The following is a 26,642-nucleotide window of genomic DNA, read 5'->3' on the forward strand; positions in this document are numbered from 1 at the left end:
GATGTTGCGGCGCGGAAGCCCGCCTCTTCGAACCGCAGCATTGACCCATGTCCAGGCTTCTCGTTCCCGCTAGGTCTGCTGCTTGTGCGGGTCCTACGGTGGGGCGCATGTCCTTGATCAGCGCTTCGAACGAACTAGGTGACTTCCTCCGCGCTCGTCGGGGGCAGATCGAGCCCTCAGACGTCGGCTTGCCCGGAGGTGGTGTTCGCCGCGTTGCAGGTCTCCGCCGGGAGGAAGTCGCTGTGCTCGCCGGAGTGAGCTCCGACTACTACGGACGACTGGAGCAAGGACGGGAAACGAACCCATCGCCGCAGGTCATTGCCGCCATCGCGCGGGCACTGCGCCTGAGTGCGGAGGCCCGGGGCCACGTGTTCCGCATCTCCGGCCTCAACCCCAGCATGGCCCCGGAGAACGGGCGGACCCTTGTGCACCCTGCCCTCCTCGAACTCTTGGATGCGTTCCCAAACTCCGCTGCCTACGTCCTCAGCCCGTCCTTCGACGTGTTGGCGTCAAACGCGTTGGCGCACGTTCTGCTCTCCCCGTTCGCGGGGACCCAGAACATGGTCCGGGTGTTGTTCCTCGACCCAGAAGCCCACGTCGTCTTCGTCGACTGGGACGGCGTCGTCACGGCGACGGTCAGCGCGCTCCGCTTGAACTCCGGGCTTTACCCGGATGACCCGTCCATTCAGGCCCTCGTCCGAGAGATGCTCGAGGTGTCGGAGGAGTTCCAGGCCCTGTGGGGAGACCACAACGTCGCAGGCCTGACGCGGTTCGCCAAGATCTTCCAGCACCCGCAGGTCGGCCAACTCGAGCTGATCTACCAGACATTCGACGTCCACGACGCACCCGGGCAGCAGCTGCTCGTCGGCACGGCAGCCCCCGGTAGCCGCAGCGCCGATGCGCTTGCGTACTTGTCCTCCATGCACGCATGAACGATCTGCAGTCGCCGTGAAGCCCCAAGGGTCAGGACCCCTGCTGCCTTGGGCCGTGGACTGGTTCATCAACCGGACCAACGCCGGGGACGTCGACAGCGTCCTCGCCACCTTCGGACCCAATGCCACCCTGCGGCACGCAGATACGGACATCCCCCCACACATCAAGTACGAGTTCTTGGCCAGCTCCTGGTACATCGCGGGCTACATCCACCTGCGCGTCACGGAATCCTGTCCTACCGCCGGCGGCTGGTGGGTCACCACCGACGTCACCGGTACGAGCAAAGCGCTCGTCGAAGCGAGCGGGCTCTACGTGTTCCACTTCGCCCTCCACAAGGGGAAAATAACCACTTTGACCATCGAGACCGGCTCGCTGCTCTCGCCCTGTCGGACCTGATTGTCTACCGGGAGGACCCTCGGCGACGCCGGCTAGTGAAGTGGTGTTAAGCCGTCGCTTCGTCGGCGGTGGGCGCTGAGGGCTCGGTCTGCGTCACGGGCGTCCTCTCGATCCCATTGCGCTCGTCGCTTCTCGAAGTCGCGCTTTCCCTTGGCGACGGCGAGCTCGACTTTGGCATGGCCGCCGGCGAAGTAAAGGGACAGAGGCACGATGGTGAAACCGCCCTCGTTCACGGCTTTGCGGAGCGTCTGGATCTGCTTCTTGTGGAGCAGCAGCTTCCTCCGCCGCCGCGGGGTGTGGTTGGACCACGTGCCTTGGGCGTACTCCGGGATCTGGACACCATCAAGCCACGCCTCGCCGAGTTCGATGCTCGCATAACCGTCGATCAGGGACGCTCGCCCCGCACGAAGCGATTTCACCTCCGTGCCTGTGAGCACGAGGCCAGCCTCGTAGACGTCGCCCAGGGTGTAGTCGTGGCGTGCCCGACGGTTCCGGGCGACGATTCTCGTTCCGAGCTCTCGTGGCATCAAGTCCTTCGTCCGTATTCAGGTGTCACCAGGGCACGTGCCCGTCTCGGCCGACGAAGGCACTCGTAGGCCCGGTCAAGGAGGCTGTCGCAAGCCGCACGATGGCCTCGGACCCCTCGGAAACGGTCTGTGTACCAAGGTGATCCATGATGTCGGTGTCGGTTCCGCCGGGATCGGCGACATTGATCCTCATCGCCGGGTACGCCTCTGCGTATTTCAAGGTCAGCATGTTCAGAGCGGCCTTGGATGCTTGGTAGAACGGCAGCGGGTAGGAGTTCTCGGGTGCGGTGGGATCGGTGGTCCGGGTGAAAGAGCCCATGCTGCTGGAGACGTTCACGATGACGGGAGCAGATGACCGCTCGAGAATCGGCAAGAAGGCGTGGATCATGCGGACAGCGCCGAGGACATTGGTCTGGAAGACACCCTCAGCGTCGCTAGCAGAGATGGACCCTAGTGACTCGTGCCGGGGCCCGAGAATGCCTGCGTTGTTGACCAGAACGTCCAGGACCCCTTCATGCTCAGAGATGTCGGCCGCTGCTGCCACCACCGATGCATCGTCGGTGACGTCGATCTGGACGAAGCGGACTCCCAATTCTCGGGCAGCTGTCTGGCCTCGTCCGATGTCCCGGGCCCCAAGGATGACTTCGTGGCCGATGGCTCTGAGCTGCCGGGCTGTCTCGTAACCGATGCCCTTGTTTGCTCCGGTGATGAGTGTCGTCGTCATAGGTGCATTCCTTCTGCGAGGTGGCCGCCTCCACCGTGATGGCGGGGATGGATGCTTTCCCTTAGTGCGCGGGAGGGACTAGATGGCGATCGTCGCGCTGATCAACATCAGTCGTCGTTGCCCGGGGAGGAGCGCGCGACGATCGCCACAGTGACCACAATCAGGCCACCGCTCACCAGGAGGAAGGGCGAACCAGAGGGGGTGAGCCGCACCCTTCCTCCTCAGACACGGCACGCGAAGACTCACCCCATGAGCACACACGCCACAGTCAGCGAACTCACCATCGAGGACGTCACCAGCTGGGTTGAGAAGTACCTCCTGGCCTGGCGCACCAACGCAACAGCAGACATCGAGGCTCTCTTCACCCAGCAGGCCGAGTACCACGAACGCCCCTACACGACCGACCTCGTCGGCCGTGACGACATCGTCGCAGGCTGGCAATCACGATGGAACTGGCAACAGGGCGGCTGGACCTTCACCTGGACCGCGCACCCCACCAGCGGACGCACTGTCGTCATCGACGGAGTCGGCCGCTACCAAGACCTCGGTGACTTCGACAACGTCTGGACGGTCACCATCGACGAAGACGGCCGGTGCAGTCGCTTCGAGATGCTGAACACAGAGCAGGACTGACCAGCAGCACCGGCAGGGCCCTGTCCACGAGTTCACGCACGCGTCAGTGACGCACCCCATCACTTGTCGACCCCGGTAGCTCGCCCCGGCTCCGTCCTCGACCATCTCAACCACGAGGAATCTCCCGTGGCCCTCGACGCCACCGCTGTGCGGCGTCATCACCCAAGGAAGAAAAAGGTCATGACCCTTTTCATCAGCTCGACCCGGAGCAGCAAACGGCACCTGCTCACCGTGGCCGCGGGAATTGCCGCCGTTGTGGGCATCGCCCTCGCGACGGCCGCGCCCGCCAGCGGCGCGACTGCGACACACGCCAAGCCCACCGTCGTAATCGTGCACGGAGCTTGGACCGACGCAAGCTCCTTCACCGACGTGGAGAAGGTCCTCACGAAGAAGGGCTACCCAGTACTCGACTTCGCCAACCCGCTCCGCTCGCTCAGCGGCGACTCTGAGTACCTCGCATCCTTCCTCGCTGCTCGCACCACCGGCCCGGTGATCCTCGTCGGGCACTCTTACGGTGGCGCCGTGATCAGCGAAGCTGGATCGTCCGATCCGGATGTCAAGGCCCTGGTCTACGTGGATGCGTTCGTTCCTGCCGAAGGTGAGAGCGTCCTCGGGCTGCTCAGCAGCGCAGGACCGGTAGACCCGACGCAACTGTTCGACACCATCCCCTACCCGGGAGCACCTGAAGGTGACGTCGACCTGTACCTGAAGAAGGAGGCTTTCGGGCCCGGCTTCGCCAACGGCCTCTCGAAGTCAGACCAGGCGTCGTACTACGCCAAGCAGCGCCCCATCACGTTCAGTGCTGTCAACGAGGAAGCCAGCGCAGCCGAATCCTGGAAGACGCTCCCGTCCTGGTATGTCGCCGGCACCCAGGACGCCAGCATCCCTCTTGCCCTCCAGCTGAAGATGGCGGAACGAGCCGGCTCAACCGTCACCCAGGTCGAGGCGGGACACCTCTCGATGGTCAAGGAACCCCGCAAGGTTGCGAAGGTGATTGAGGAGGCTGCACACACCGCTCGCTAGAGAACAGCCCGCCGCCGTCGTGCAGTTCGTGCGGAAGCAGGACCACGACGTCGGCGGCCGGGTCTCGGGTGCCCAGGACGCCCGACTTGGCGCCACATGATCGAAGCGTGCCCATGTTTTACAGCCTGTGTCGCGCCAGACGATCACCCAACAGTCACGAACGTGCCCGATAGGGGATCGTTCGCCGGTCGGGGCCTCACGACCGCAAATTTCTGGTTCTGGGGTCTTATCGGATGAGTACTCGGAACAGCTTTGTCGCCCATGACGCGAGCGCGATGCCAACGGCGAGACGATCAGGGCGCCAGAGACGATGCAACTTATGCGGCCAGGGCGCCGACTCGGCTCGCTCGAGCCCGCCTAGACGAACCCCTCGTCCAGCGAGGGGCCTCAGCCGATCGTCTGGCCACCGTCGACGATAAGGGTGTGCCCGACGGCGAATCCGCCGTCGTCGGAGGTGAGCCAAAGGACAGCGGAAGCGATCTCGTCGGGCTTGCCGAGCCGGCCGATGGGCTCCTGGGCGATGACATCGGCGTAGCCCTCGTCCGTGCCGCCGGTGAGGCGCTGGATCATCTCCGTGTCGATCATGCCGGGGGCGACGACGTTGACCCGGATGCCTTCGCCCACGACCTCGAGCGCCGTGGACTTGCTGAGGCCGATGACGGCGTGCTTGGCCGCCGCGTACGCCGCCTGTCCGGCGATGCCCATGACACCAGCACCTGATGAGGTGTTGACAATCGCACCGCCGCCCGAGGCCTTCATGTGCCGGATCTCGTGCTTCATACAGAGGTAGACGCCGTGCACGTCGACGGCCATGATGCGGCCGAACTCGGCGTCGTCGAGGTCGGCGGTGGGGGTCTGCGTCTGCTCGACACCCGCGTTGTTGAACGCGACATCCAGGCGGCCCCAGGTGGACACGACGTGGTCGAGGACGGCGACGACCTGCGAGGCGTCCGAGACGTCGAGGTCGACGGCGGTCGCGGTCCCTCCCGCCGCAGTGATCAACGACGCGGTCTCGTCGTGGCCCGCGCCCGGCAGGTCGGCGACCGCGACCCGGGCGCCTTCGGCGGCGTAAGCGAGGGCGGTGGCGCGGCCGATGCCGCCGGCGGCGCCGGTGACGAAGGCGACTTTGCCGGTGAAGCGGGGGGTCGTGATGCTCATGGAGTGCTCCTTGGTGACAGGCCCCTGTGTGACACGGGGCGTGAGGTGAATCAGGGGGAGGGAGGGGATCAGAGTCGCGCGGGGAACGCGTTCCGGCGGCCGACGATCGTGAGGCCGAAGGCGATGACGCCGAAGACGATGAGGACGACGGGGAGGACCATGCCGTCGGTGCGGGTGAGGAGGCCGGCGCCGACGATGCCGGCGGCGAAGATGGCGACGTTGAACGCGACGGGCAGGAACGAGTTCGCCACGTCGGAGTTCTCGCCGCCCGCGGTGGTAAGGGCGGCCTGCAGCTGAGCCGCGGCACCGCCGAAGGTGAGCCCCCAGAAGACGGCTGCGATGAGCACGGCGGGTGCCGAGGCGTGCCAAACGAGGAGGACCACACCGACACCGACGAACAGGGCCAGGCTGCCGTGCAGCAAGGGCCTGGGGTGCCGGTCGAGTAGGGCGCCCGTGACGATGATGCCGCCGATCGAGGCGACACCGTAGACGAGCAGGGTGAGGTCGACGCCGAGACCGGAACCACCGGCGCGAAGGTAAGGGGCCACGTAGGTGTACAGGGTGTTGTGGGCGATCATCCACGTCGCGATGACCGCGAGGATCAGGGCGATCCCGGGGATGCGGACGACGCGGACGAGGGGGAGGCGTGTCGCCGCCGGAGCCGGGGCGGCGTCGGAGACGACGGTGATCACGAGCACCAGGACGGCGACGCCGAGGAGGCTGAGGCCGCCGAACGACCACCGCCAGTCGAAGGTCGTGCCGATCCACGACCCGAGCGGGGTGCCGAATGCGAAGCCGACGGGTGCGCCGGCCGAGACGATGGCGAGTGAGCGGCCGGCTTGGTTCGCCGGGCTGATCCGTCGGCCGTAGGCGGCGAGCATGCCCCAGATCGTCCCGGAGAACGCGCCGGCGACGAAGCGGGCGACGAGGGCGACTGCCACGGTGGGGGCGAGGGCCGCGACGGCGTTGGCCAGGATCAGGCCGACGAGGGCGATCGCGAGCAGGGGCCGACGGCGCATGCCGCGGGTGAGCGAGATCGCGGGCACGGTGGCTACGACGGTGCCGAGGGCGTAGGCGCTGATCAGCAGCCCCACGGTGCCCTCGCCGGTGTCGAGCCCGGCGGCGATCTGTGGCAACAGCCCCGCGGGCATGGTCTCCATGGCGACGAGGATGAACCCGGTCGTCGCGAGGACGACGAGGGAGAACAGTGGGAGACGACCGACCTGCTCGCCAGGGCCCGCAGCGGGCGGCTGAACGGTCGGTACGGACGCGGTCGGCGTGGTCATCGTGATCCTTCCGGGCGCGGCGAGGCACGGCCGTGGGTCGAGGGGGTGAAGGAGGCGCACGGTCCAAGGGCGGGACGGTGCGGGATGCTCCGGGTCAGGTCAGGTCAGGTCAGGTCAGGTCAGCTCAGGTCAGGTCGCGGGCTCGGCCCGGCGGGCCCGTTCGACGATTCGTTCCGTGGCGGCCCAGGACGCAAGCAGCCGGAGTCCCTCGTCGGAACCGCTGCCGGGAGCGGCGGTGTAGACGGTCATCGAGTGGCCGGGGGAGTCCTGGAGGTCCATGGCGTTGAAGTCGAGCTCGAGCAGCCCGACCACCGGGTGCCGGAACTGCTTCGCGCCGGTGTAGTGACGCCGCACGTCGTGCGCGGCCCACCGGACGCGGAACTCATCACTCCTGATCGACAGCTCGCCGACCAGGGCGGCGATCCCCGCGTCGTGGGGGTCACGACCGGCGTCGCGTCGGAGGATGGCGACGTTGACGTTCGCAGCGCGCTCCCAGTCGGGGTAGAAGTCGTGCGCCCGCGGGTCGAGGAAGATGAACCGTGAGTGGTTCGCGGGGCGGAGCGAGCCGCGGTACATCTCGGAGTAGAGGGCGAAGCCGAGGTCGTTCGCGGCCACGAGGTCCATCCGGGTGTTGGTGATCATGGCCACCGCCCCGGTCATCGCGTCGAGCATGTGCTGGAGCGGGGAGTCGGTGATCTTCTGCTCGGCACTGGCCGATGGCCGACGACGGACGGGGGCAGCGGCGCGAGCGAGGTCGTAGAGGTGGTCTCGCTCGGCCTGGTCCATCTCGAGCGCGCGGGCGATGCTGTCGAGCACACTGTCGGAGACGCCGGCGAGGCTTCCCCGCTCCACCCGCGTGTAGTAGTCGACGCTGACGCCGGCGAGCCGGGCGACCTCGTCACGGCGCAGCCCCGGCACCCTGCGACGACCGCCCGCGGTGACGACGCCGGTCATGTCCGGGGTCAATCGTGCACGGCGTGACGAGAGGAACTCGCGTACCTCGGCTCGGTTGTCCATGCCGTCACGCTACGACGGCCGTCGACGGCCAGCCAGGCCCTCCTAGGGCACGCCTAGGCGCTGCGGGCGGACCCTCGAGGGGGGCTCTCAGCGGGCCTGTCTAGCTGGGTGATGAACGCTTACGGTCTTCCACGAGAGGCCCCGGCGGCACAGAAGAGGTCTCCGGCTAGCCATCCCGAGGTCGCGTGCGCGCCTCACCCACCACAGAACCCGAGAAGGAGCGACATGAAGGCCACCCTCATGTACAAGTCCGGCGACGTCCGCGTCGTCGAGGTCCCCGAGCCCGTCATCCAGGAACCCCACGAGGCACTCGTCCGGGTGACCCACGCCTGTGTCTGCGGCTCCGACCTGCACCCGTACCACGACCTCGAGGACACCCCTGAGGGGCGCCGCATGGGCCACGAGGCCATCGGCGTCGTCGAGCAGATCGGCGACGACGTGACGACGCTCGCGATCGGCGACACCGTCATCGTGCCCTTCGCGTGGTCCGACGGCACCTGTGCCTTCTGCCAGGACAGCATCACCACCTCGTGCGTCCACGGTGGTTTCTTCGACGGCGCCGCCTCGGCCACGCAGGCCGAGAAGCTCATCGTCCCCCAGGCCGACGGCACCGCCGTCACGATCCCCGAGGGCACGGACGAGTCGTTCATGCCCTCGCTGCTCACCCTCTCCGACGTGTACCTGACCGGCTACCACGCCGCGATCCGCGGCGACGTCGGGCCCGGCAAGACCGTCACCGTCATCGGCGACGGTGCAGTCGGTCTCTCCGCGGTGCTGGCGGCGAAGCAGCTCGGTGCCGAGACGATCATCCTCATGGGCCGCCACACCGCGCGTACGGACCTAGGTCGCGAGTTCGGGGCCGCCCACGTCGTCGCCGAGCGCGGCGAGGACGGCGTCGCGAAGGTCATGGAGATCACCGGAGGCGAGGGGTCGCACGTCGTCCTCGAGGCCGTCGGCCACAAGCCCGCCTACGACCAGGCCGTCGGGATCGTCCGCGCCGGCGGCACCATCAGCCGCGTAGGAGTGCCTCAGTACGAGGAGGCGGCGGTCGGCATGGCGTCGCTGTTCGGCAAGAACGTCACCCTCACCGGCGGTCCTGCGACCGTGCGTGCCTACCTCGAGGCCGCGATCCCGCAGGTCCTCGACGGCACCATCGACCCGGGCCGTGTCTTCGACCGTGAGATGCCCCTCGACGACATCGCCGAGGCCTACCGCCTCATGGACGGCCGCGACGCCCTCAAAGTCCTGATCCGCCCGTAGCCGACACGACGGGAACGTTCTCCATGGCCCTGCGCATCGCTCCACGTCGGCCGTCCGGCCGTCCCACTGCCTCACGGCGTGCGTCGACTCTGCTCTTCCTCGGCGTCGGCGTCGGTGTCACCGCCCTCGCCGCGTGCTCGACGTCGGCCGGCAACCCGGCCGACACCGCCGATCCGTCCATCTCGTCGTCATCGCCCGCCAGCGACGGCAGCCCGACATCGCGCCCCGAGAGCACCCCTTCGGAGACTCCCGTCGCCCGTGACGACGCGATTGTCGGGACGGTGGTCCGGTTCAGCGGAGGCGGGCGGACCGTCGACGTCACACTCGAGGAGGACAACCCGACCACACGCGACCTCCTCAGCCGCCTCCCCACCACCATCCGCTTCGAGGAGTTCGCCGGCCGGGAGAAGATCGGCTACCCCTCACCCGGGCTCACCGTTGAGGGCTCACCCGGCTCCGACCCTGAAGACGGCGACCTCATCTACTTCAGCCCCTGGGGCAACCTCGGGTTCTACTACGACGCCACCGGGATCGAGTACTCCGACGACACCATCCACCTCGGCAGCTACGACGCGACCCGCGACGAACTCGCGGACTTCGACGACACGGACGTGACCCTCGAGGTCCTGCCGTGATCATCACCGACACCTCGAGAGGCAGACCATGACGACTCGCACACTGGGCGCCGACGGCCCCGCCGTCTCGCCCATCGGCCTCGGCTGCATGACCATGACCGGCGGCTACGGCGTCGCACCCGATCGACACGACATGGTGCAGTTGCTGCGCCGCGCCGTCGACCAGGGCGTGACCCTGTTCGACACCGCAGAGGTCTACGGACCGCACGCCAATGAAGAAATCCTCGGCGAAGCTCTCGCCGACCGGCCCGACGACGTCCTGATCGCGACGAAGTTCGCAACGGCCATCGACCCCGTGACGCGGAAGCCGCGGGGACGGCTGTTGCGACCGGAGGAGGTCGCCGAGGCCGCCGAGGGCTCACTCCGCCGTCTCGGGGTCGACAGGCTCGACGTGTACTACCAGCACCGCATCAACCCCGACATCCCGATCGAGGACTACGCCGGTGCGGTCAACGAGCTCGTCGCCGCCGGCAAGGTGCACCGGTACGGCCTCTCGGAGGCGTCGGAGAGCACCATCCGTCGAGCCCACGCCGTGCTGCCCCTGACCGCGGTGCAGAGCGAGTACTCGCTCTGGTGGCGCCGACCCGACGAGGGCGTGCTTGCGGCGTGCCGCGAACTCGGCATCGGGTTCGTGCCGTTCAGCCCGTTGGGGAAGGGATTCCTGACCGGCACCATCACGGCGTCGACCTCGTTCGGTGAGGGCGACCTCCGGGCCAGCATCCCGCGCTTCGGTCCTGACGTCATCGAGCACAACCTGAGACTCGTCGATGTCGTGCGGGCAGTCGCCGACGAGCAGGGAGCAACGCCCGGACAGGTCGCCCTGGCCTGGCTGCTGGCCCGCGAACCGTTCATCGTCCCCATCCCCGGCACCACGAAGGCCCACCGGCTCGACGAGAACCTGGGGGCCCTCGACGTGACCCTCACCGACTCCCAAATGGAACGACTGACCGCGCTGTCCGACGATGCAGCCGTGGTCGGCGCCCGGTACCCCGACTTCCTCGAAGCCCAGACCGACATCTGACCGAAAGGCACGACATGCGCACCACGAACCACCGGACCACGAGCATCGCCCTGACCCTCGTCATCGCAGCGGGCGCGACCGGCTGTGCCTCCACCACGGCGACCGACCCCCCTGGCGAGTCGCCGGCAGCATCATCTGGCGGTCCCACGAGCAGGCTGACCGGCGAGTGGGAGATGACCTCGCTCGAGGTCGGCACGGATGGCGACCTGTCAGCCGTCCCGTACTCCGGCCAGGTCGTCTTCACGGCCGCCGGCACGATGGCCGTCCAGGCTGCCAACCCCGACACGGCGGCCCCTGACGGGCCGTACACCGTCGACGGGTACGAGGCTTTCTACGGCGAGGTGACCCCCGTTGACGACGACTCGTTCACCGTCGAGGTCGAGTCCGCCCTCGCGCGGGACCTCGTCGGCCAGAGTCTCGCGCGGGACTTCGAAGTCACAGGCGACACGCTCGTCCTGACCCCGACCGACCCCACCGAGGGCTTCCGCGCCACGTACGCACGCCAGGACTGACGCGGCGGCCAGGGCGATCACGGCCGGACAGCGGCGCAGTCCCGGAGGGGTGGTCTACGGGACCACTGTTCCACACGGCCTTTCCCGTTCTCCAGGCGACGGTTCTACTGGAAACTGACGAAGAAAGGAACACCATGACCACCGAGACCATCACCCTGAACGACGGCGTCGAGATCCCTTCGCTGGGACTCGGCGTCCTCGCGAGCGAGGGAGACGAGGCTCGCGACGCCGTCGCGACGGCGCTCCGCACCGGGTACCGACTGGTCGACACCGCGGCGGCCTACGGGAACGAGCGACAGGTCGGTGCCGGCCTGCGCGAGTCGGGAGTCGACCGCGACGACGTCTTCCTCACCACCAAGCTGTGGATGACCGACTACGGCTACGACGAGACGCTCCGGGCCTTCGACACCAGCACCGCCAAGCTCGGCGTCGACCACGTCGACCTCTACCTCCTGCACTGGCCGTGGCCGGCGAGCTGGGACGAGACGGTCGCTTCCTACCGGGCGGCGGAGCACCTCCTCAAGGAAGGACGTGTGAGTGCCGTCGGAGTGGCCAACTTCAAGCCCGACCACCTCCGAAAGCTCGTGGCCGAGACCGACGTGGTCCCTGCCGTGAACCAGATCGAGCTGCACCCGAACTTCCAACAGCCCGACCAGGTCGCCTTGCATCGTGAACTCGGCATCGTGACCCAGGCTTGGTCGCCCATCGGGGGCGTCTACGGGTGGGCGGGGGAGAACGGTGCGGTCCCGCCGCTGCAGAACGAGAAGGTCCAGGCCATCGCCGACGCGCACGGCAAGACGCCTGCCCAGGTCATCCTCCGCTGGCACCTGCAGGAGGGGCGGAGCGTCATTCCGAAGTCGGTCCGTCCCGAGCGCATCGCCGAGAACGCCGACGTCTTCGACTTCGCTCTGAGCCCGGAGCAGATGCAGGACATCACCGCTCTCGACACCGGTCTTCGAGGCGCCATCGACCCGGACGACGCCACCCCCGAGGTCATCGACCTCACCATCGACGCGGCCTGACATGTCGACGCAGGACGAGATCAGCAGTTTCCTGACCTCCCGGCGGGCCCGGCTCACGCCCGCCCAGGCGGGCGTGCCGGTGTTCTCGGGCACGCGCCGGGTCCCGGGACTTCGCCGGGAGGAGGTCGCCCAGCTGGCCGGAGTCAGTACCGACTACTACTCCAAGCTCGAACGCGGCACCTCCCGTGGCGCCTCCCGCGAGGTGCTCGAGGCGATCGCCCGTGCGCTGCAGCTGGACGACACCGAGACCCAGCACCTCCTCGATCTCGTCCAGCAGACCGCGGTACCGGTCCGCCGTCGTCCCCGGCCTCGCACGGGGGTGACTGTCGCTCCAGGGACGCAGATGGTGCTCGACGCCCTGACCGTTCCGGCCATCATCCAGAACCCGCGCCTCGACATCGTCGCAGCGAACACCCTCGGGGCAGCGCTTTACGACCTGCCCCGCCCGGTCGCCGGCGGCGAGCTCTTCAACGGGGCGCGCTTCCAGTTCCTCGACAAGCGAGCGGAGAACTTCTACGTCGACGCCGACCTCGCCAAGCGCAACGTCGTGGCGCTCCTCCACCAGGCCGCGGGTCGAGACCCCTACGACGAGGATCTCATCCGCCTCGTCGGCCAGCTCTCGACTCAGAGCCCGGAGTTCCGCGCCCTGTGGGCCTCCCACGACGTCATCCGATTCCAACGCGGCGCCAAGCGCTACCGACACCCCCAGGTCGGTGATCTCGAATTCGGCTACGAGTCGTTCGACCTCACCACCGACCCAGGACTGACCATGCTCGTCTACACGATCGAGCCGCACTCGGCGACAGCGGAGCGCATCGCGCTCCTGGCGTCCTGGGTGCACTCTCCCGATGCCGGAGCGGAGACTCCGGCCCCCACGCGTCCCCACGCGTGACGAGCACCGATCACGACACGGAGGAACACATGACCGACTTCCTGACCCTGAACAACGACGTCCGCATCCCGACCCTCGGGCTCGGCGTCTTCCAGAGCCCGCCCGACGAGACCACCGCGGCCGTCGAGGCGGCAGTCGGCGCCGGGTACCGGCACATCGACACCGCCGCCGGCTACGGCAACGAACGCGAGGTCGGCGAGGGCATCCGCCGGTCCGGTCTCGACCGCAGTGACGTGTTCATCGAGACCAAGGTCTGGGTGAGCGACTACGGGCACGACGAGACCCTGCACGCCTTCGAGAAGAGCGCCACCAAGCTCGGCGTCGACCAGATCGACCTGCTGATCCTGCACCAGCCCATGCCCCAGCACTTCGAGCGGACCGTTGCCGCCTACCAGGCTCTCGAGGCGCTGCTGGCCGACGGCCGGGTGCGAGCCATCGGCGTGAGCAACTTCATGCCCCACCACCTGGAGGCCCTCCGCGCCGAGACCGATGTCGTCCCCGCCGTCAACCAGGTCGAGCTGCACCCCTACTTCACGCAGTCCGAGGTCCAGCGGGCAGACGCCGCACTCGGCACGCTGACCCAGGCCTGGTCGCCCATCGGCGGCATCACGTTCTACCCGGGATGGGGAGAAGGGCGCAAGAACGTCCTCGACGACGACACCATCGGCCGCATCGCGGTAGCGCACGACAAGTCGCCCGCCCAGGTGATGCTGCGCTGGCACCTCCAGCAGGGCCGGTCGGTGATCCCCAAGTCGACGAATCTTGACCGCATCCGCCAGAACATCGACGTCTTCGACTTCGACCTCACCGAGGGAGAACTCGTCGACATCGACGCGCTCGACCGCGGAGTGCGCGGCGGCCCCGACCCCGACGAGGTCGACCCCTCTACCTGGGACCTAGAGATCCCCGAGGCCTGACCTGACCTCGACCACGAGATGACCCGAGCGACAGGGAGACACCCCATGACCGAACAGCCCCGCCAGGTAGGAGGAGGACGGGACCTCTTCGGCGACTTCGCCCCGAAGCTCGCCGAGCTCACCGACGACGTCCTCTTCGCCGACGTCTGGAACCGGCCCGAACTCTCGGCTCGGGACAGGAGTCTCATCACCGTCGCCGTCCTCACCGCCGGCGGCAACACCGAGCAGCTGAAGTTCCACCTCGGGCGGGCCGTCGAGAACGGCGTCACCCAGGAGGACCTGGTCGAGGCCATCACGCACGTCACCCTCTACGCCGGCTGGCCGAACGGCATGGCCGCCATGGGCGTCGCAAAGGACCTCTTCAGCGCAGACGAGAAGTAAGGAAGGCCCGTGAACATCGAACCCGCCACCCCGACCAGCAAGAACCCGCCCGAGCAGTTCGCTGGCGACGTCTGGCTCGACCCCATCGCCGTTCCGCACGAGGACGGCCAGCACATGACCGTCGCGACCGTCCGCTTCGCACCCGGTGCCCGCACCGCCTGGCACTCGCACGAGAAGGGCCAGTACTTGCGCGTCACCGCCGGCGTCGGCCGCTTCGGCACCCGAGACGGCCACATCATCGACGTGCACCCCGGCCAGACGATCTACACCCCGCCCGGCGAGGAGCACTTCCACGCCGCCCCCGGCGTCTTCATGGAGCACATAGCCATGCTCGAGAGCGGCGACGACCCCGCCGCCACGACCACATGGCTCGAGCACATCACCGACGAGGACTTCACCGGACGTTGAGGTTTCTCGGTGATGCTCCCTAAACGCCCCATCACGGAGGGAACTCTCCTCGATTGAGCGCCCTGCGGTGCCCGATAGAGGATCGGTCATCGAGATCAGTTTCGGACTGACCTGTCGAGACAGCCGGCGCCCCGTAGCTGCGGGGGAGTGGCTAGCGTCCGCCGGTGGTCGGTGACCGATGGCTTACGCGGACACTCGCGGGGTAACCGGTGCTCGCAAAAGAGCGACCAACCAGACGAGCAGCGTCGCAGGGATGAGCAGTTCTATCAGCGACGGATGGTCGATCACAGTGACGCCGTCGATCAGCCAAGTGCAGGTGCGCCCGAGGGGAAACCAGCTCCATCCAGCGTCTCCGAAGACCGATGTACCTGGAGAGAGCTCGCAGCCAATCGAGTCGCCGAACAGCACTTGTTCGACAACGATCGAACCGATCCACGCCACCACGAGTACGGACCAGGGCAGGAATCGAAGGCGGGGATCTCGGACGGCTCGCATCCCACTACCCTCACACCGCCTCCTCGTAGACGCGTCCTCCTCGGTGATGACCAGCATGGCGCCCGAGTACCAATCGGGCTTATCGACCCTCACGGCCGCCTACGCAACAGAAGCGAGCACGCCCGAGCCGTTCAGTTTGGGGATCGTCCAGAGGGCAGGGCGCTATGCCGCGGATGCGGTCAGCTTCTCTGCGGCGTAACGGGACCATGCCGCCTGCAGAACGGCGAACGTCCCTGCGGCGACGACGAGGAGGAAGAAGGTTACGCCGCCTGCTATCCAGAGCCCTTGCCACTGCGACGGTTCGAGGAGCGCTGCGACGATGACCGGGAGCGGCGATATCAGCCAGAGTCCCACGGCCACGGCTAGAGAGGTGCCTCGCTGACGTCCGTTGGTCTCTTCGAGGCTTTCTGCCCACTGCTGGGCTCCGAAACTGGAACTCAGACGCTTCTGGCGGATCAGCGGAAATGGCGAGAACGTGCTCGACGCCCGAACGAGGTGGACTGCCCCGGCTGCGGCGACCAAGAAAAGAGCACCTAGGCCGATAGCTATGGCGACTTCCACACTCGTCGGGATGACGCCTGCGTCTGCCCCGGCGATCAGCAGCACCACGGGGATGGGTGACGTGACGAACAGTGCCACGGCGAGGGCTATATGGCGCCAGGCGATTCGCGCCGCATCCGAGAAGCTTCTCGCCTCGGTCTCGCTCAGTGCGGACACGGCTTTTCCGTACTCGCTCTCGGGGGCTTCCATGAAGAGGTCTCGCACCGGCACACCCAATGCCTTACCCAGTCGGGAGAGCGTGTCGAGGCTGACGTCGTTCCCCGCCTCGAGTCGTTGGAGAGTGCGAACGGTCACCCCGCTGACCTCTGCAAGGCGCTCCTGAGTCCACCCTCGTTGAGTTCGTAGTTCAAGTATTCGTGTCTCGCTCATGCTGTCCACAGTATGAAGGGCGCTTGAACGGGTCCATGTCAGGGCCCCGACAAGCAGGCGACATCTACCCGACAGTGCCCAGTTCGCGGCTCGATGTCCCTGCCACGTCCGCCCTGAACACGATGTTCCGACAGGGGATCGTTAGGCGGGCGCCTGTCGGTTTCGGGGATCGGACGCCTGCGCCTTCTTCCCTGGTCTGAAGGGCCGACTGGCTGTGTCTTGGACTTGCCGCACTAGTCGTGGTCGGTCGCGCCCGTCGCCGCGTATCGGTGCGCAAGGGCCACGAAGGCAGTCGCGAGCTCGGGGGGCCCGATCACCTGCATCGGTGCCTCGAAGCGGCCGTAGAAGGCGGCCAATGCGCCCCAGGACCACGAGCCCGCCTCGAGGCTGCACCGCTGGTGGTCGAGGGCCACGACCGTGCCGTCGCCGGCAAACGGGAGGACGTCTTCAGCGGGTAGTTCCAACACGACGGTGCCTCGGCACGGCCACTCGTCGACGTCGGACCCCTTGAAGCGAGCGGAGACGAACTCGTGCACGCTGCCGCCGGGCACGACACGGGGATCGTACCGGGGGCCACCGGGGACCCTCGGCTGCACACGGTCCACGCGGAACAGGCGCCAGTCGTCGCGCTCGAGATCCCATGCCACGAGGTACCAGCGGCCGTGCGACGTCACCAGGTGGTGCGGCTCGACCCGGCGGGCCTGACGAATCTGCTGCTCGCTGTCGTCGTCGCCGCGGGCGGCGTAGTCGAAGCGCAAGACCTCGCGGTCTCGGATGCTGTGGGCAAGCGTGACGAGGACGTCGAGCGAGATGTCGGCCATCGCTTCATCTCCCGGCCGGCCGACAGCGGTCACCTCGAAAGCGTCCAGCCGGTGGCGCAGTCGTGAGGGCATGACCTGCCGGATCGTTCCCAGGGCGCGGATCGCCGCCTCCTCGATCCCGCCGCCGGCACCAGCTGCCACCTGCAAGGCGACGGCCACCGCGACGGTCTGGTCATCATCGAACAGCAGGGGCGGCAGCTCACTACCGGCGTCGAGCCGGTACCCGCCCTCAGGGCCCATCGTCGCGCGGATGCTGTAGCCCATCTCGCGCAGGCGGTCGACGTCCCGGCGGACCGTCCGGTCGCTGACTTCGAGACGAGATGCCAGGAGAGACCCGGGCCAGTCCCGCCGAGTCTGCAGCAACGACAGCAGGGCCAGCAGTCGCGATGTCGTCGTCATGCCGTTCAGACTAGATCCAGTCCAGGACAGAAATCGACCTATACGGCTGTAAGAGTCGAGTCGACGGCCGAGCGGGCCGACCCCCAACAAGGAGTAGCGATGACCATCCAGACGACCACCCACCTCAACTTCCGCGGCGACGCCCGTCAGGCACTCGAGTTCTACCAGTCCGTGTTCGGCGGGCACCTCGTGGTCAACACCTACGCCGACTTCGGGATGCCGGCCGACGTGCCTGGTGCCGACAAGGTCGTCTTCGGCCTCGTCACCGCCGAGAACGGCTTCCACATCATGGGGTACGACATCCCCGGCCAGACCGAGGGCTCGATCGCCGCAGGCGGCCTGACCCGCCGCGAGAACGGGACCACCATCACCGACCAGGCTCTGTTCGTCTCGATCGGGTCCGACAGCCTCGACGAGTTGCAAGGTCACTGGGACGCACTGGTGGTCGGTGCGACCATCGTCGAACCGCTCGCCGCGTCGGCGTGGAGCGCCGGCTTCGGCATGCTCACCGACCGGTTCGGAGTCACCTGGAGCGTCAGCGTCACCGCATAGTGCCTCTGCCGCGGCGCGAGTCCGACCTGCCCGCGCCGCGGCGCCTCTCTCCCCTCGTCACAAGCAAGCGAACGAGCAGCGGTTCCGAGGCCCTCGACCACCAGAAACGTCCGGGGCGCTGCCCGATAGCCGATCAGCTTCCGGACGCGCCCAGAAGCCAGAGGTCGAGTTCCCCGTTGTCCCTACGGCAGCTGGAATGGGGGCTGCTGCCCCCAGAACGGGTTACGCGATAGTGACGCGGATACCGTCTTCGCTTGCTACGTAGCGCTCATCTGACGTCCCTCTTTCAATCGCGAAGGATTCACCGGAAGAGAAGGGAGATGAAATGACCTCTTGCTCAAGGCCGTCTTCTTCGCGTTCCCAGATCTGATTAAGAGAGTCGTCTGCCGTGAACCCGGCATTGGTGAGGCCCTGAGCTACTTCTTCTCCCACGTTCATTCCTTCGAGGAAGTACTGCGGAGTTGTTGGCGTTGGGCCGCCTCCCGTGCCGGAAACTGCAGCAACGGAGTCGGAGTCGTCAAGACCAATGTCAGTCGCAACGAGCAGTTGTGAGGCAAATCGCTCTTCGAAGGTGTCCCCACTGCACGCGCTCAGTCCGAAGGTGCTTGCCACGAAGGCAAGCAGGGCAACGACAAGTCGAACGCATCGAGACATGACTCCCCTTGGCTTGTGGCCTAGTTGGCAATCATGCACCACGACATCGTGTCGCCAGCCATGGACATCAATGGCTCGACCGAGCACAGCGACTCCGGTGGCAAGACCGATCAGAAGACAGGCCCAAGCGACTCGCCCCAAGAATTAATCGACATAACGAAAATTGTCGGTCAAGCAGGTTATGGATGAGCTTGCTTCTGATTGCTCCATGAACGATCGTTTCTGACTGCCTGATAGGGGATCGCGCTGCGGGCGCGTCTCAAGCCCAACGGCGCCTCAACCACAGGAGAGCCGCATCGGCTTCCTGCCGCTGAAAGTCCCGCAGGTTCGGCATGTCCTCGGGTGCCTGTACCTGGACTTGCTCGACCCATGAACCAGCCAGTCCAGCAAGGACCGCATCGACGGCCTCTGCCGGCACTCCTCGGAGAGAAGGGTGATCGAGATGCTTTTCGACGTCTGCGTCGCGGTCGTTGACCAGGACATCGAGGAGGTATGTGACCGAGTCGAACCAGTCTGCTCCGACGCTGGCCCAGGGCCAGTCGACCAGCCACACCCGTGACTTCTCGTCGATCAAGAGGTTGTCGGCACGGCAGTCCAGGTGCACAAGGTGATTTCCCTCGGCCGCCCTGGGCAGTTGTGCGGCGACGTGGGAGAGCCGGTCGATGTGCGCACCAACCCAGGGATCGAGTTCGTTGACTGCTCCCGACGTGATCAAACGGTTCCAGCTCGCAGCGTCCGATGTCAGCTCGTCCGAGAGTCGGGGCAACTGCGAGAGCGTCTCGATGCGGGGCAGCGTTCCGAGCGAATCGAGGACGAGCGTGGTGTCGTCCACCCCCGGCTGGCGGCCGTCGATGTCCTCGAAGGCCACGACGATCCAGTCGTCTTGCTCGATGGTCCCGACAAGGCGGGGTGCGGACACCGACGTGGGAAGGTCCCCGACGATTGCTGCCTCCCGCTGATGCAGCTCGTAGGTGCCGACGTTGCGGGCACGATCGACGGACTTTGCGAAGACACGGCGGCCGTCGGCAAGGATTAGGCGGTCAGCGCTCCCGGAGGAGAAGCCGCCGGTTTGACTGACGGCCTCCGTAACCTCGGCGCCGAGTGCATCCTCGACAGCGCGCCGCAAGGTGTGCGGTGCTTCTGCCCATGTCGTCCTGGCCATGATCATTCCCTTTCGCGACAGACCCACCCTTACACGGACGTGACCGCCCGATAGGGGATCAGCGACCGGTCAGCGATCGAACTCTCGGATCACTTCCGCGAAGTCGTAGACCTTGAGCTCGACCTCGTTGGCGAGACGGTGGCCGGCAACGAGCCAAGCCTGGTGGCGTTGTTCATCAGACCAACCGTGTTCGGGACTGCAATGCTGCGCCCACGTCTGGTACCACGCGTGGAGGCGCTCTCCGAGATCTGCGGACAGGCCGTAGTCGCCGGGTTCCTTCGTGTAGCCGTCTGAGCCGTCTTCCCAGAGGGGGTATCTGTGTCCCCAGTCGAGGAAGAAGCGGATGCGTCGGAGCTCCCCATCGCGACTTCGCCGAGCGTGCTCTAGGGCTTGTTCCGGCCAGATCCCCAAGGGGACACGCACCTCGGTCTGCGTGACGGGGTCGACGACGAAACCGCGATCAGACACAGCTCCACTTTACGGTCGCAACTTCACAGAGACGCGGTGTCCCGATAGGGCATCGCTATCCAGCCGCCGCCGGCGCGGGTGCATCGAGGGCGAGTTTGACGCCTACGGCGCCGAGGAGGGTGCCGGTGGCCCACCGCTGCCAGCGCATCCAGCTCGGCTTGCGGCGGAGGAAGCCTGCAATGGACCCGGCGGCGACGATGATGCCGGCATTGACTGCGAGGCTCACGGCGATCTGGACTGCGCCGAGCTGGAAGCCCTGGGCGACGACGCTGCCGGTGCTTTGGTCGACGAACTGGGGGATGAGGGCGAGGTACATGATCGCCGCCTTCGGGTTCAGCAGGTTCGTCACGAGCCCCATGCGGAAGAGCGTGGCTGTGGAGTCGCGGGGCAGGTCCCGGGTGTCGAAGACGGAGGCGCCTCCGGGTCGCAGGGTCTTGTAGGCCAGCCAGAGAAGGTAGGCGGCGCCGGCGACCTTCAGCGCCGTGTAGAGCCAGGGCACCACGAGGAACACCGCGGCGAGGCCGACGTTGGCCATCGTCATGTAGACGACGAAGCCGACCGCGGTGCCGGCGAGCGAAACTAGGCCTGCGCGGCGGCCCTGGCTGATGCTGCGCGAGACGAGGTACATCATGTTCGGGCCGGGGGTGAACACCATGCCCAGCGCGACGAGGGCCATGGCGGAGGCGGCGGTCAGGGAAATCATGCCGGTGACTTTCTCGAGGGGGGTGGAGGCGGCGTCATCGGCACCCGTCGTGCTCCCAGCTTGGCGCACGCTCGACTACATCTCATGACGTCTCGTTAGGGGATCGTTCACAGAGAGCAGTTTCGGACAGGCCTATCGAGACAGCCGGCGCCCCGTAGCTGCGGGGGAGTGGCTAGCGTCCGCCGGTGGTCGGTGACCGATCGTCTATCGGACGGTTTCACGACACCTGAATCTGCTCGGGCTCTCATAACAGGCTCATAGATTTCTCATCGAATTGACCAAGCCGAACTCCTTAGCTTGGCCACATGACGAAGACTACGGACACGAACAAGCGCCCGCGCCGCCGCCAGATCCTCCTCGGAACGACCGTGTTCCTGGTCGGGGGCCTCATGCTCAGCGGCTGCGCCGCCGGCACCACCAGCTCCTCCGGCACGACCGGCTCCGGCACCACCACCTCGAGCAGCGCCACCGGCGACCTCACCGTCGCCGAGGCAGCGACCGAGGTCACGCAGTCCGACTCGAGCACCACCGCCGAGACCATTACGAACACCTCCGAGGCCGTCCAGGCGTTCCTTGCCACGCTCACCGACGAGCAGAAGTCAGCAGTCACCTACGACTACGACGACGAGACCAAGACGACCTCGTGGTCGAACTTCCCCGTCACCTTCGTCGACCGGGCCGGGTTAAACGTCGCCGACCTCACCGAGGAGCAGCAGGTCGCAGCCCTCCAGGTGCTGGAGGCCCTCCTCAGCGACGACGCCTACGAGACCGTGTCGAACATCATCGCCAGCGACCAATACCTCGTCGAGAACAGCAGCACCACCGAGTCCTCGCTCGGCCAGTACTACATCGCCCTCTTCGGCGACGCCACCGACACCAGCGCCTACGAAGTCCAGTTCGGCGGCCACCACCTCGGCATCAACGCCACTCTCGACGGCACCGCCGACGCGATTACCTTCGCCCCCACCCACCTTGGTGTCCAGCCCGCTGACTGGACCACCGACGACGGCACCGAGGTGCAGGCCTTCGACGGCATCTACACCGACGCGTTCGCGTTCTACGACTCCCTCACGGCCGAGCAGCAGGCGACCCTCACCTCGGGAGACGTCACCATGTGCGCCCCCGGCGACACCTGCGACTTCACCACCGGTGTCGGCCTGACCGGCGCTGACCTCACCGACGAGCAGCGCGAGCTCCTGCTCGACCTCATCGCCAACTGGTCGGGCATGGCCGACGAGGAGAGCGCCGCGACCACCCGCGCCGAGATCGAGGCGACCCTCGACGAGACGGTCATCGCCTGGTCCGGCGAGACCACCTACGACATGACCCAGGGCGACGGCATCAACTTCTCCATCTCCGGGCCGAACGTCTACGTCGGGTTCCAGGCACAGCAGGGCTCCGCCGGCGCCGACGTCGACGGCGTCTCCACCTCCGGCTGGGGCCACGTCCACACGATCTACCGCGACCCGACCGACGACTACGCAAACAGCGTCGAGCAGCAGGCGGCAACCGGCGGCATGGGCGGTGGTGCACCCGCGGGCGGCGCCCCGAGCGACGGCGGCACCCCGCCGAGCAACTAGTAGGCCTCTAGCGAGGGAGGGTCACCACTGGCGCTGGTGGCCCTCACCACGACCATCCGACCTGCGTGCAATAGACCCCGCAGCCCTGCCCGGACGTCCACATTGAGGCACCACGGACACCCTCACGAGATGGCTACGAAGGCGACGACAGGGCGAGGCACTGCGGCGAGCAAGAGACTCCTCAGAGAGAAGTGCCAACGGGAACATCGTTCTCAGTTGCGGCGAGAGCGGCAGTCAGTAAGTGCCGCTCGGTGCGGGCAATGATTCCGAGGAGGGTTGCGTCGTCGCCGTAGGCACGAGCCAGGACTAGGCCGCCCTGGATCGTCGCGACGGCATCCGTCGCGCGTTCCACAGCAACCTGCGGCGACAGCCCGCCAGGGCGAAGGGCTCCAGCTAGGGCTTCGACCCAATCGGTGAAGTACGAACGCACCTCGCTAGCGAACGTTTCCTGCTCTTCCCCCATACTCACCACGGCGAACAGGCACACCAGTTCGCGAGAAGTGAAGTAGCGGGCCACCTCTTTCATCATGACGCGGATTGCCTCGGCGGGGTCCTGCGCGGTACGCAGGGGCGCAAAAATGTGCGTCTCGAACCATTCCTGGACGTTGTCGAGGACGGCGGCGGCCATGTCCTTCTTTCCCTCGGGGAAGAAGTGGTAGAGGCTGCCGCGGCCAATACCGGATTCTTGCTGGATGACCGACAGGGATCCGGCTTCGAATCCGTGTTTGCGGAAAACGCCCGCGAGGGCGAGGACGACGTCTGCTCGGTCGAGAACGGTTCGCACCTTTAGAGACCGAGCTCGCTGAGTCCGGGGTGATCAGCTGGGCGGGGGCCGGACGCATCCCAGAAGAACTTGCGCTCGGACTCGTCGATGGCCATGTCGTTGATGCTCGCGTGGCGGTGGGTCATCAATCCGTCCTTATCGAAGTGCCAGTTCTCGTTGCCGTAGGCGCGGAACCACTGGCCGTTCGCGTCGTGGTACTCGTATGCGAAACGCACGGCGATGACGTCGCCGCTGTGTGCCCACAGCTCTTTGATGAGTCGGTAGTCGTGTTCACGGTCCCACTTAGCAGCAAGGAAGTCGACGATCGCCGGCCGCCCCTGGAGGAACGTCGAGCGGTTGCGCCACCAGCTGTCCTCGCTGTAGGCGAGGGAGACGCGCTCGGGGTTGCGGGTGTTCCACCCATCCTCGGCCGCACGGACCTTTTGGGCAGCAGTCTCTTCGGTGAAAGGGGGAAGTGGGGGGCGAAACATTTGGGCTCCTTCTGACTACGCACTCAAGTGCTGGCAGTTACTGTGTACCGATAGGTACACGCTATGCGTAACGGTACAGACAAGTAGACAGGCTCAACGACGCCCCTCCGCTCGATCCCGAACAAGAGAGCGACACACTCTGTCCGTGACAGGCACAGGCACAGGCACAGGCACAGGCACAGGCTCCTCGGCGACAACGCCTAGCCAGCCGATTGCAAGCTCGACAACGAGTTCACTGCTACCGGAGGTCATCACGCTCAAGCGACCGGAGGACTGTTCGTGGTCCGCACAACGAGCAACCGGCCGACCCTCCCGACCGGCATCGATCGCGCGTCGATTCAGTGAATTTCCCCTTCAGGGCCTTTGCCCTGAACCTGTAATCGCACCCAGAAGACGCGCCGCTGCCGTGTCTAGATCGATACCCAATTGGTCGGCGTGACCACTCGACTGGACCGACCTCACCAGCACTCGGGCGGCGTGGACCGCAATATCGCCGGCCAGGACCGCGAACGCACGGCCGCGAAGATCCGAAAAGCCAGCTTGGGTTCCCTCCCTCGCAGACTCGGTGTCTGTGTAGCGCGCATCACCACCTATTGAGCTACGGATGAGCCGCTCATGGATCGACACTCCGGCCAGTTGGAGGTCAAACGCAAGAGCAACGGCCACCTGGTCGTCTTGTGACAGTTGCGCGAAGTCCGTGTCGACACCGACAGCTTCACGGCGCGGATGCGACCACAACGATTCGACCTCGCAAGATACCGCCTCCCACAGACGTAGCTCCTGCTCGGCATGTGTCGCGACGGACAACCTGCGCTTGATTTCGCGTGACAAGCGCTCGCGCATCGACCTGACGAGTGCTTCCGAGGAGCGCATGTCATCTCTGACCGTGGCGGACGCGCCAGCCTCGGGCTTCGCCTTTACCAATGCAGCCTGATCCAGAACGTTCATGCGCTGAGCCAAGTGAACGGTTCCCAGCCCGCGGACTCAGTTGGTGGAAAGCATGGCGTTGCGTGCACGAATAGCTTCCTCTGTTTCGGGGAAGAAGGTGGCAAGGCCGAAGTTCACAGCCATGTCCTGAACCTGCTCGACGACGGGCCGAAGCTGTTTTTCATACTCCGCGAAGCCGGCGTCGATGTCGCCGTTTGTGCTGAGGAATGCGTCGTAGAGGGCGGTGGCGCCAATGATTGCCAGGGAACCCCCCATGCCGGCGGCAGGAGATGCGCAGTAGCCAGCGTCACCCACCAGTCCCACTCGACCGCGGAACCAGTGCTCCATTCTGGTTTGCGTGAGCTCGTCAAAGTAGAAGGAGTCCGCGCTCAGGCCCTTGTCGAGGAAGGCCGTGAACTGGGGGCCTGCATCGACGAATGCGGCGCGCACGATGTCTCTCTGCTCCTGCTCGTCGTGGTAGTCGTAGGCGAGCTTTTCATCCGAGTGGAACAGGAATCCGATGTCGGTCTTGTCCTCATAGGCGTTCAGCAGCAGGGTCCTGCCGGGGGTGCTGAGAATGCGGGTGGTGTCCCGGGGAATGAGGGACTCATCCACGATCGCGACCGTGAAGTAGTTGTGGAGGAAGTGGGTGAAGTCCGCCTCTGGTCCAAAGCGGAGTTTCCGAACGTTGGAGTGATTGCCGTCGCAACCCAAGACGAGGTCGAAGTCGCTATCGGCTCCTTCTCGGAAGGACACCCGCACGCCCTCCGGGCCGTCGGTCAGCTCTGTGATGGAGTCGTTGAAGCGCATTTCGACGTTCCCTTCGACAGCTCCGTAAAGGATGTCGAGGAGGTCATCGCGAGGGATTTCGTACTCGCCGTCCTCGTCGTCAGCCAGCGTTTGCTCGGCCTCGAGGAGAACGTCGGTTCCGCCGTTAAGGTTCGTGAATTCGGTCCGGCGCGGCGGCAGGCTCTTCTCGCGAATCGCATCGAGGATCCCCATTCGCTCCGCAATGCCGACGGTGTCGTCCTTGATGTCGACGGGCGTACCGCCCCGCTTGAGACCGGTCCCTCGTTCCACGATGGTGACCTGGTAGCCGAGCCGGTTCATCCAGAACGCTATCGTCAGACCTGCAAATCCAGCGCCGGACACGAGCGCCTTGGGGGCATTGGTCGTCACGTCGTCCTGTGTCGTTGTCATCTTTGTCGAGCCTCTCTCTGAACGACTGTTTTCTTGTAGTCACTGAAACTATAGGCCCAATCCACGAATGTGCTAGTTTCGAACTATGGGCAGCCAGCAGGGACTTCGAGAACGGAAAAAGGCGCAGCAACGGGAGCACATCGCAGATACAGCTGCGGCGTTGTTCGCGGAACGCGGCTTCGATTCGGTGTCCATGGCGGACGTTGCCCGGGCCGCAGACGTGTCCGACCAGACCGTTTACAACTACTTCCCATCGAAACCGGACCTCGTGCTGGATCGCGCAGACGAGTACAGGGGGCTATACGGGCGGGCCGTACTCAACCGATCGGATGGCCAGAGCCCTGCTGATGCGATCCGACCTTTAGTGATGTCTGCCATCGCCTTCTACCTCGAGGAAGAGCCGCGTCTTGCGCGGGGCGAGTTCCCCGCACTCTGCCTGCAGAGCGGCACTCTTAGGCGCTTCGCGCTCGAGCTCCGCGAGGAGCAAGCGCAACACCTCACGGTCGCCCTCCTCGAGACAGACCCGGCCATCCATACCGTTGTCGCCCAAGCGCACGCCGCGGCTCTCGTCTCCGTCGTGCAGAGCATCACCGACGCAGTGGGCCGTGCCGTCATCGATGCAAGTCCGCTTCAGAAAACGGCGGCACGAATGCGGGATGACGCCGCGGCAGCTCTTGATCACCTGGACCAGGTGTTCCGCAGCGCTCTCGTCCTGGACGGTCAACCCCTCACGCAACAGCAACCCTCTTGAA

General features: G+C 66.2%; 31 protein-coding genes. 16 read left to right on the plus strand and 15 right to left on the minus strand.

The features are described from left to right. The first annotated feature begins 107 nt into the window (after positions 1 to 107). Together SJY14_RS02420 and SJY14_RS02425 are read left to right on the plus strand one after the other, a co-directional pair. Positions 108 to 932: a helix-turn-helix transcriptional regulator gene (locus SJY14_RS02420; protein ID WP_396599685.1), complete on the plus strand. Its 825-nt coding sequence runs from the start codon at positions 108 to 110 to the stop codon at positions 930 to 932. 55 nt (positions 933 to 987) lie between these two features. Next, positions 988 to 1,329, plus strand: coding sequence for a hypothetical protein (locus tag SJY14_RS02425; protein ID WP_396599686.1), 342 nt, complete (start codon positions 988 to 990; stop codon positions 1,327 to 1,329). A gap of 32 nt (positions 1,330 to 1,361) precedes the next feature. Here the strand turns inward: SJY14_RS02425 and smpB are convergent, their stop codons facing one another. Further along, positions 1,362 to 1,856, minus strand: coding sequence for an SsrA-binding protein SmpB (gene smpB / locus SJY14_RS02430; protein ID WP_396599687.1), 495 nt, complete (start codon positions 1,854 to 1,856; stop codon positions 1,362 to 1,364). A 25-nt stretch (positions 1,857 to 1,881) separates the two neighbouring features. Continuing rightward, the gene (locus SJY14_RS02435; protein WP_396599688.1) at positions 1,882 to 2,580 is read right to left on the minus strand and encodes an SDR family NAD(P)-dependent oxidoreductase; all 699 of its coding nucleotides are present in this window, start codon (positions 2,578 to 2,580) and stop codon (positions 1,882 to 1,884) included. Between the two features lie 249 nt (positions 2,581 to 2,829). Between SJY14_RS02435 and SJY14_RS02440 the strand changes: the two genes are divergently transcribed. Continuing rightward, positions 2,830 to 3,213, plus strand: a complete 384-nt coding sequence (locus tag SJY14_RS02440) for a nuclear transport factor 2 family protein (RefSeq protein WP_396599689.1) — start codon at positions 2,830 to 2,832, stop codon at positions 3,211 to 3,213. A gap of 126 nt (positions 3,214 to 3,339) precedes the next feature. Then, complete coding sequence (locus SJY14_RS02445) at positions 3,340 to 4,236, plus strand: alpha/beta fold hydrolase (RefSeq protein ID WP_396599690.1); 897 nt, start codon at positions 3,340 to 3,342, stop codon at positions 4,234 to 4,236. 387 nt (positions 4,237 to 4,623) lie between these two features. Here the strand turns inward: SJY14_RS02445 and SJY14_RS02450 are convergent, their stop codons facing one another. The 3 genes from SJY14_RS02450 to SJY14_RS02460 all read right to left on the minus strand — a co-directional run bounded on the left by SJY14_RS02450 (position 4,624) and on the right by SJY14_RS02460 (position 7,697). Then, the gene (locus SJY14_RS02450) at positions 4,624 to 5,394 is read right to left on the minus strand and encodes a glucose 1-dehydrogenase (RefSeq protein WP_396599691.1); all 771 of its coding nucleotides are present in this window, start codon (positions 5,392 to 5,394) and stop codon (positions 4,624 to 4,626) included. A 68-nt stretch (positions 5,395 to 5,462) separates the two neighbouring features. Next, positions 5,463 to 6,680 (minus strand): MFS transporter, encoded by a 1,218-nt coding sequence (locus SJY14_RS02455; RefSeq protein ID WP_396599692.1) that lies wholly within the window; start codon positions 6,678 to 6,680, stop codon positions 5,463 to 5,465. A gap of 129 nt (positions 6,681 to 6,809) precedes the next feature. Continuing rightward, positions 6,810 to 7,697, minus strand: a complete 888-nt coding sequence (locus SJY14_RS02460) for a helix-turn-helix transcriptional regulator (protein WP_396599693.1) — start codon at positions 7,695 to 7,697, stop codon at positions 6,810 to 6,812. Positions 7,698 to 7,922: 225 nt separating this feature from the next. On the opposite strand from SJY14_RS02460, the gene SJY14_RS02465 reads away from it, so the two are divergent. The 9 genes from SJY14_RS02465 to SJY14_RS02505 all read left to right on the plus strand — a co-directional run bounded on the left by SJY14_RS02465 (position 7,923) and on the right by SJY14_RS02505 (position 14,745). Continuing rightward, positions 7,923 to 8,957 carry a zinc-binding dehydrogenase gene (locus tag SJY14_RS02465; RefSeq protein ID WP_396599694.1) on the plus strand — a complete coding sequence of 345 codons (1,035 nt, stop codon included), beginning with the start codon at positions 7,923 to 7,925 and terminating at the stop codon, positions 8,955 to 8,957. A gap of 23 nt (positions 8,958 to 8,980) precedes the next feature. Next, positions 8,981 to 9,592 carry a cyclophilin-like fold protein gene (locus tag SJY14_RS02470; protein ID WP_396599695.1) on the plus strand — a complete coding sequence of 204 codons (612 nt, stop codon included), beginning with the start codon at positions 8,981 to 8,983 and terminating at the stop codon, positions 9,590 to 9,592. 28 nt (positions 9,593 to 9,620) lie between these two features. Beyond that, positions 9,621 to 10,613: an aldo/keto reductase gene (locus tag SJY14_RS02475; protein WP_396599696.1), complete on the plus strand. Its 993-nt coding sequence runs from the start codon at positions 9,621 to 9,623 to the stop codon at positions 10,611 to 10,613. Between the two features lie 14 nt (positions 10,614 to 10,627). Beyond that, positions 10,628 to 11,125 (plus strand): hypothetical protein, encoded by a 498-nt coding sequence (locus SJY14_RS02480; protein WP_396599697.1) that lies wholly within the window; start codon positions 10,628 to 10,630, stop codon positions 11,123 to 11,125. 134 nt (positions 11,126 to 11,259) lie between these two features. Next, positions 11,260 to 12,147 carry an aldo/keto reductase gene (locus SJY14_RS02485; protein WP_396599698.1) on the plus strand — a complete coding sequence of 296 codons (888 nt, stop codon included), beginning with the start codon at positions 11,260 to 11,262 and terminating at the stop codon, positions 12,145 to 12,147. 1 nt (position 12,148) lies between these two features. Next, entirely contained in the window at positions 12,149 to 13,039 is an 891-nt protein-coding gene (locus tag SJY14_RS02490; RefSeq protein ID WP_071255266.1) for a helix-turn-helix domain-containing protein, read from the plus strand. A gap of 29 nt (positions 13,040 to 13,068) precedes the next feature. Then, the gene (locus SJY14_RS02495) at positions 13,069 to 13,956 is read left to right on the plus strand and encodes an aldo/keto reductase (RefSeq protein ID WP_396599699.1); all 888 of its coding nucleotides are present in this window, start codon (positions 13,069 to 13,071) and stop codon (positions 13,954 to 13,956) included. 45 nt (positions 13,957 to 14,001) lie between these two features. Next, a complete protein-coding gene (locus tag SJY14_RS02500; RefSeq protein WP_396599700.1) occupies positions 14,002 to 14,337 on the plus strand; it encodes a carboxymuconolactone decarboxylase family protein in 336 nt (111 codons plus the stop codon). A gap of 9 nt (positions 14,338 to 14,346) precedes the next feature. Further along, positions 14,347 to 14,745: a cupin domain-containing protein gene (locus SJY14_RS02505; protein ID WP_396599701.1), complete on the plus strand. Its 399-nt coding sequence runs from the start codon at positions 14,347 to 14,349 to the stop codon at positions 14,743 to 14,745. 657 nt (positions 14,746 to 15,402) lie between these two features. Here SJY14_RS02505 and SJY14_RS02510 read toward each other — a convergent pair. Both SJY14_RS02510 and SJY14_RS02515 read right to left on the minus strand, forming a co-directional pair. Further along, positions 15,403 to 16,170, minus strand: coding sequence for a helix-turn-helix domain-containing protein (locus SJY14_RS02510; protein WP_277959195.1), 768 nt, complete (start codon positions 16,168 to 16,170; stop codon positions 15,403 to 15,405). Positions 16,171 to 16,403: 233 nt separating this feature from the next. Further along, entirely contained in the window at positions 16,404 to 17,390 is a 987-nt protein-coding gene (locus SJY14_RS02515) for a helix-turn-helix transcriptional regulator (protein WP_396599702.1), read from the minus strand. Positions 17,391 to 17,489: 99 nt separating this feature from the next. Between SJY14_RS02515 and SJY14_RS02520 the strand changes: the two genes are divergently transcribed. Next, positions 17,490 to 17,942: a VOC family protein gene (locus SJY14_RS02520; protein ID WP_192123523.1), complete on the plus strand. Its 453-nt coding sequence runs from the start codon at positions 17,490 to 17,492 to the stop codon at positions 17,940 to 17,942. Positions 17,943 to 18,164: 222 nt separating this feature from the next. Here the strand turns inward: SJY14_RS02520 and SJY14_RS02525 are convergent, their stop codons facing one another. From SJY14_RS02525 to SJY14_RS02540, 4 genes are all read right to left on the minus strand, one after another. After that, positions 18,165 to 18,554, minus strand: coding sequence for a hypothetical protein (locus SJY14_RS02525; protein WP_396599703.1), 390 nt, complete (start codon positions 18,552 to 18,554; stop codon positions 18,165 to 18,167). 301 nt (positions 18,555 to 18,855) lie between these two features. Further along, on the minus strand, positions 18,856 to 19,758 hold the full coding sequence (locus SJY14_RS02530) for a phosphotransferase (protein ID WP_396599704.1): 903 nt from the start codon (positions 19,756 to 19,758) through the stop codon (positions 18,856 to 18,858). 69 nt (positions 19,759 to 19,827) lie between these two features. Then, on the minus strand, positions 19,828 to 20,226 hold the full coding sequence (locus tag SJY14_RS02535) for a hypothetical protein (protein WP_396599705.1): 399 nt from the start codon (positions 20,224 to 20,226) through the stop codon (positions 19,828 to 19,830). 55 nt (positions 20,227 to 20,281) lie between these two features. Next, positions 20,282 to 20,929, minus strand: coding sequence for a LysE family translocator (locus SJY14_RS02540; protein WP_396599706.1), 648 nt, complete (start codon positions 20,927 to 20,929; stop codon positions 20,282 to 20,284). 305 nt (positions 20,930 to 21,234) lie between these two features. On the opposite strand from SJY14_RS02540, the gene SJY14_RS02545 reads away from it, so the two are divergent. Continuing rightward, positions 21,235 to 22,509 carry a DUF3500 domain-containing protein gene (locus tag SJY14_RS02545; protein ID WP_396599707.1) on the plus strand — a complete coding sequence of 425 codons (1,275 nt, stop codon included), beginning with the start codon at positions 21,235 to 21,237 and terminating at the stop codon, positions 22,507 to 22,509. Between the two features lie 181 nt (positions 22,510 to 22,690). Here SJY14_RS02545 and SJY14_RS02550 read toward each other — a convergent pair whose 3' ends face one another. The 4 genes from SJY14_RS02550 to SJY14_RS02565 form a co-directional block, all read right to left on the minus strand. After that, positions 22,691 to 23,293 (minus strand): TetR/AcrR family transcriptional regulator, encoded by a 603-nt coding sequence (locus SJY14_RS02550; RefSeq protein WP_396599708.1) that lies wholly within the window; start codon positions 23,291 to 23,293, stop codon positions 22,691 to 22,693. Between the two features lie 2 nt (positions 23,294 to 23,295). Continuing rightward, a complete protein-coding gene (locus SJY14_RS02555; protein ID WP_396599709.1) occupies positions 23,296 to 23,763 on the minus strand; it encodes a DUF1348 family protein in 468 nt (155 codons plus the stop codon). Positions 23,764 to 24,117: 354 nt separating this feature from the next. Next, positions 24,118 to 24,711, minus strand: a complete 594-nt coding sequence (locus tag SJY14_RS02560; RefSeq protein WP_396599710.1) for a hypothetical protein — start codon at positions 24,709 to 24,711, stop codon at positions 24,118 to 24,120. A 36-nt stretch (positions 24,712 to 24,747) separates the two neighbouring features. Further along, a complete protein-coding gene (locus tag SJY14_RS02565) occupies positions 24,748 to 25,890 on the minus strand; it encodes an FAD-dependent monooxygenase (protein WP_396599711.1) in 1,143 nt (380 codons plus the stop codon). Between the two features lie 85 nt (positions 25,891 to 25,975). Here SJY14_RS02565 and SJY14_RS02570 point away from each other — a divergent pair, with 85 nt between their 5' ends. Continuing rightward, positions 25,976 to 26,641: a TetR/AcrR family transcriptional regulator gene (locus tag SJY14_RS02570; protein WP_396599712.1), complete on the plus strand. Its 666-nt coding sequence runs from the start codon at positions 25,976 to 25,978 to the stop codon at positions 26,639 to 26,641. Position 26,642 lies beyond the last annotated feature (1 nt).

Origin of the sequence: Frigoribacterium sp. R86507 (genome assembly GCF_044597695.1) — a bacterium.
Classification (GTDB): Bacteria; Actinomycetota; Actinomycetes; order Actinomycetales; family Microbacteriaceae; genus Frigoribacterium.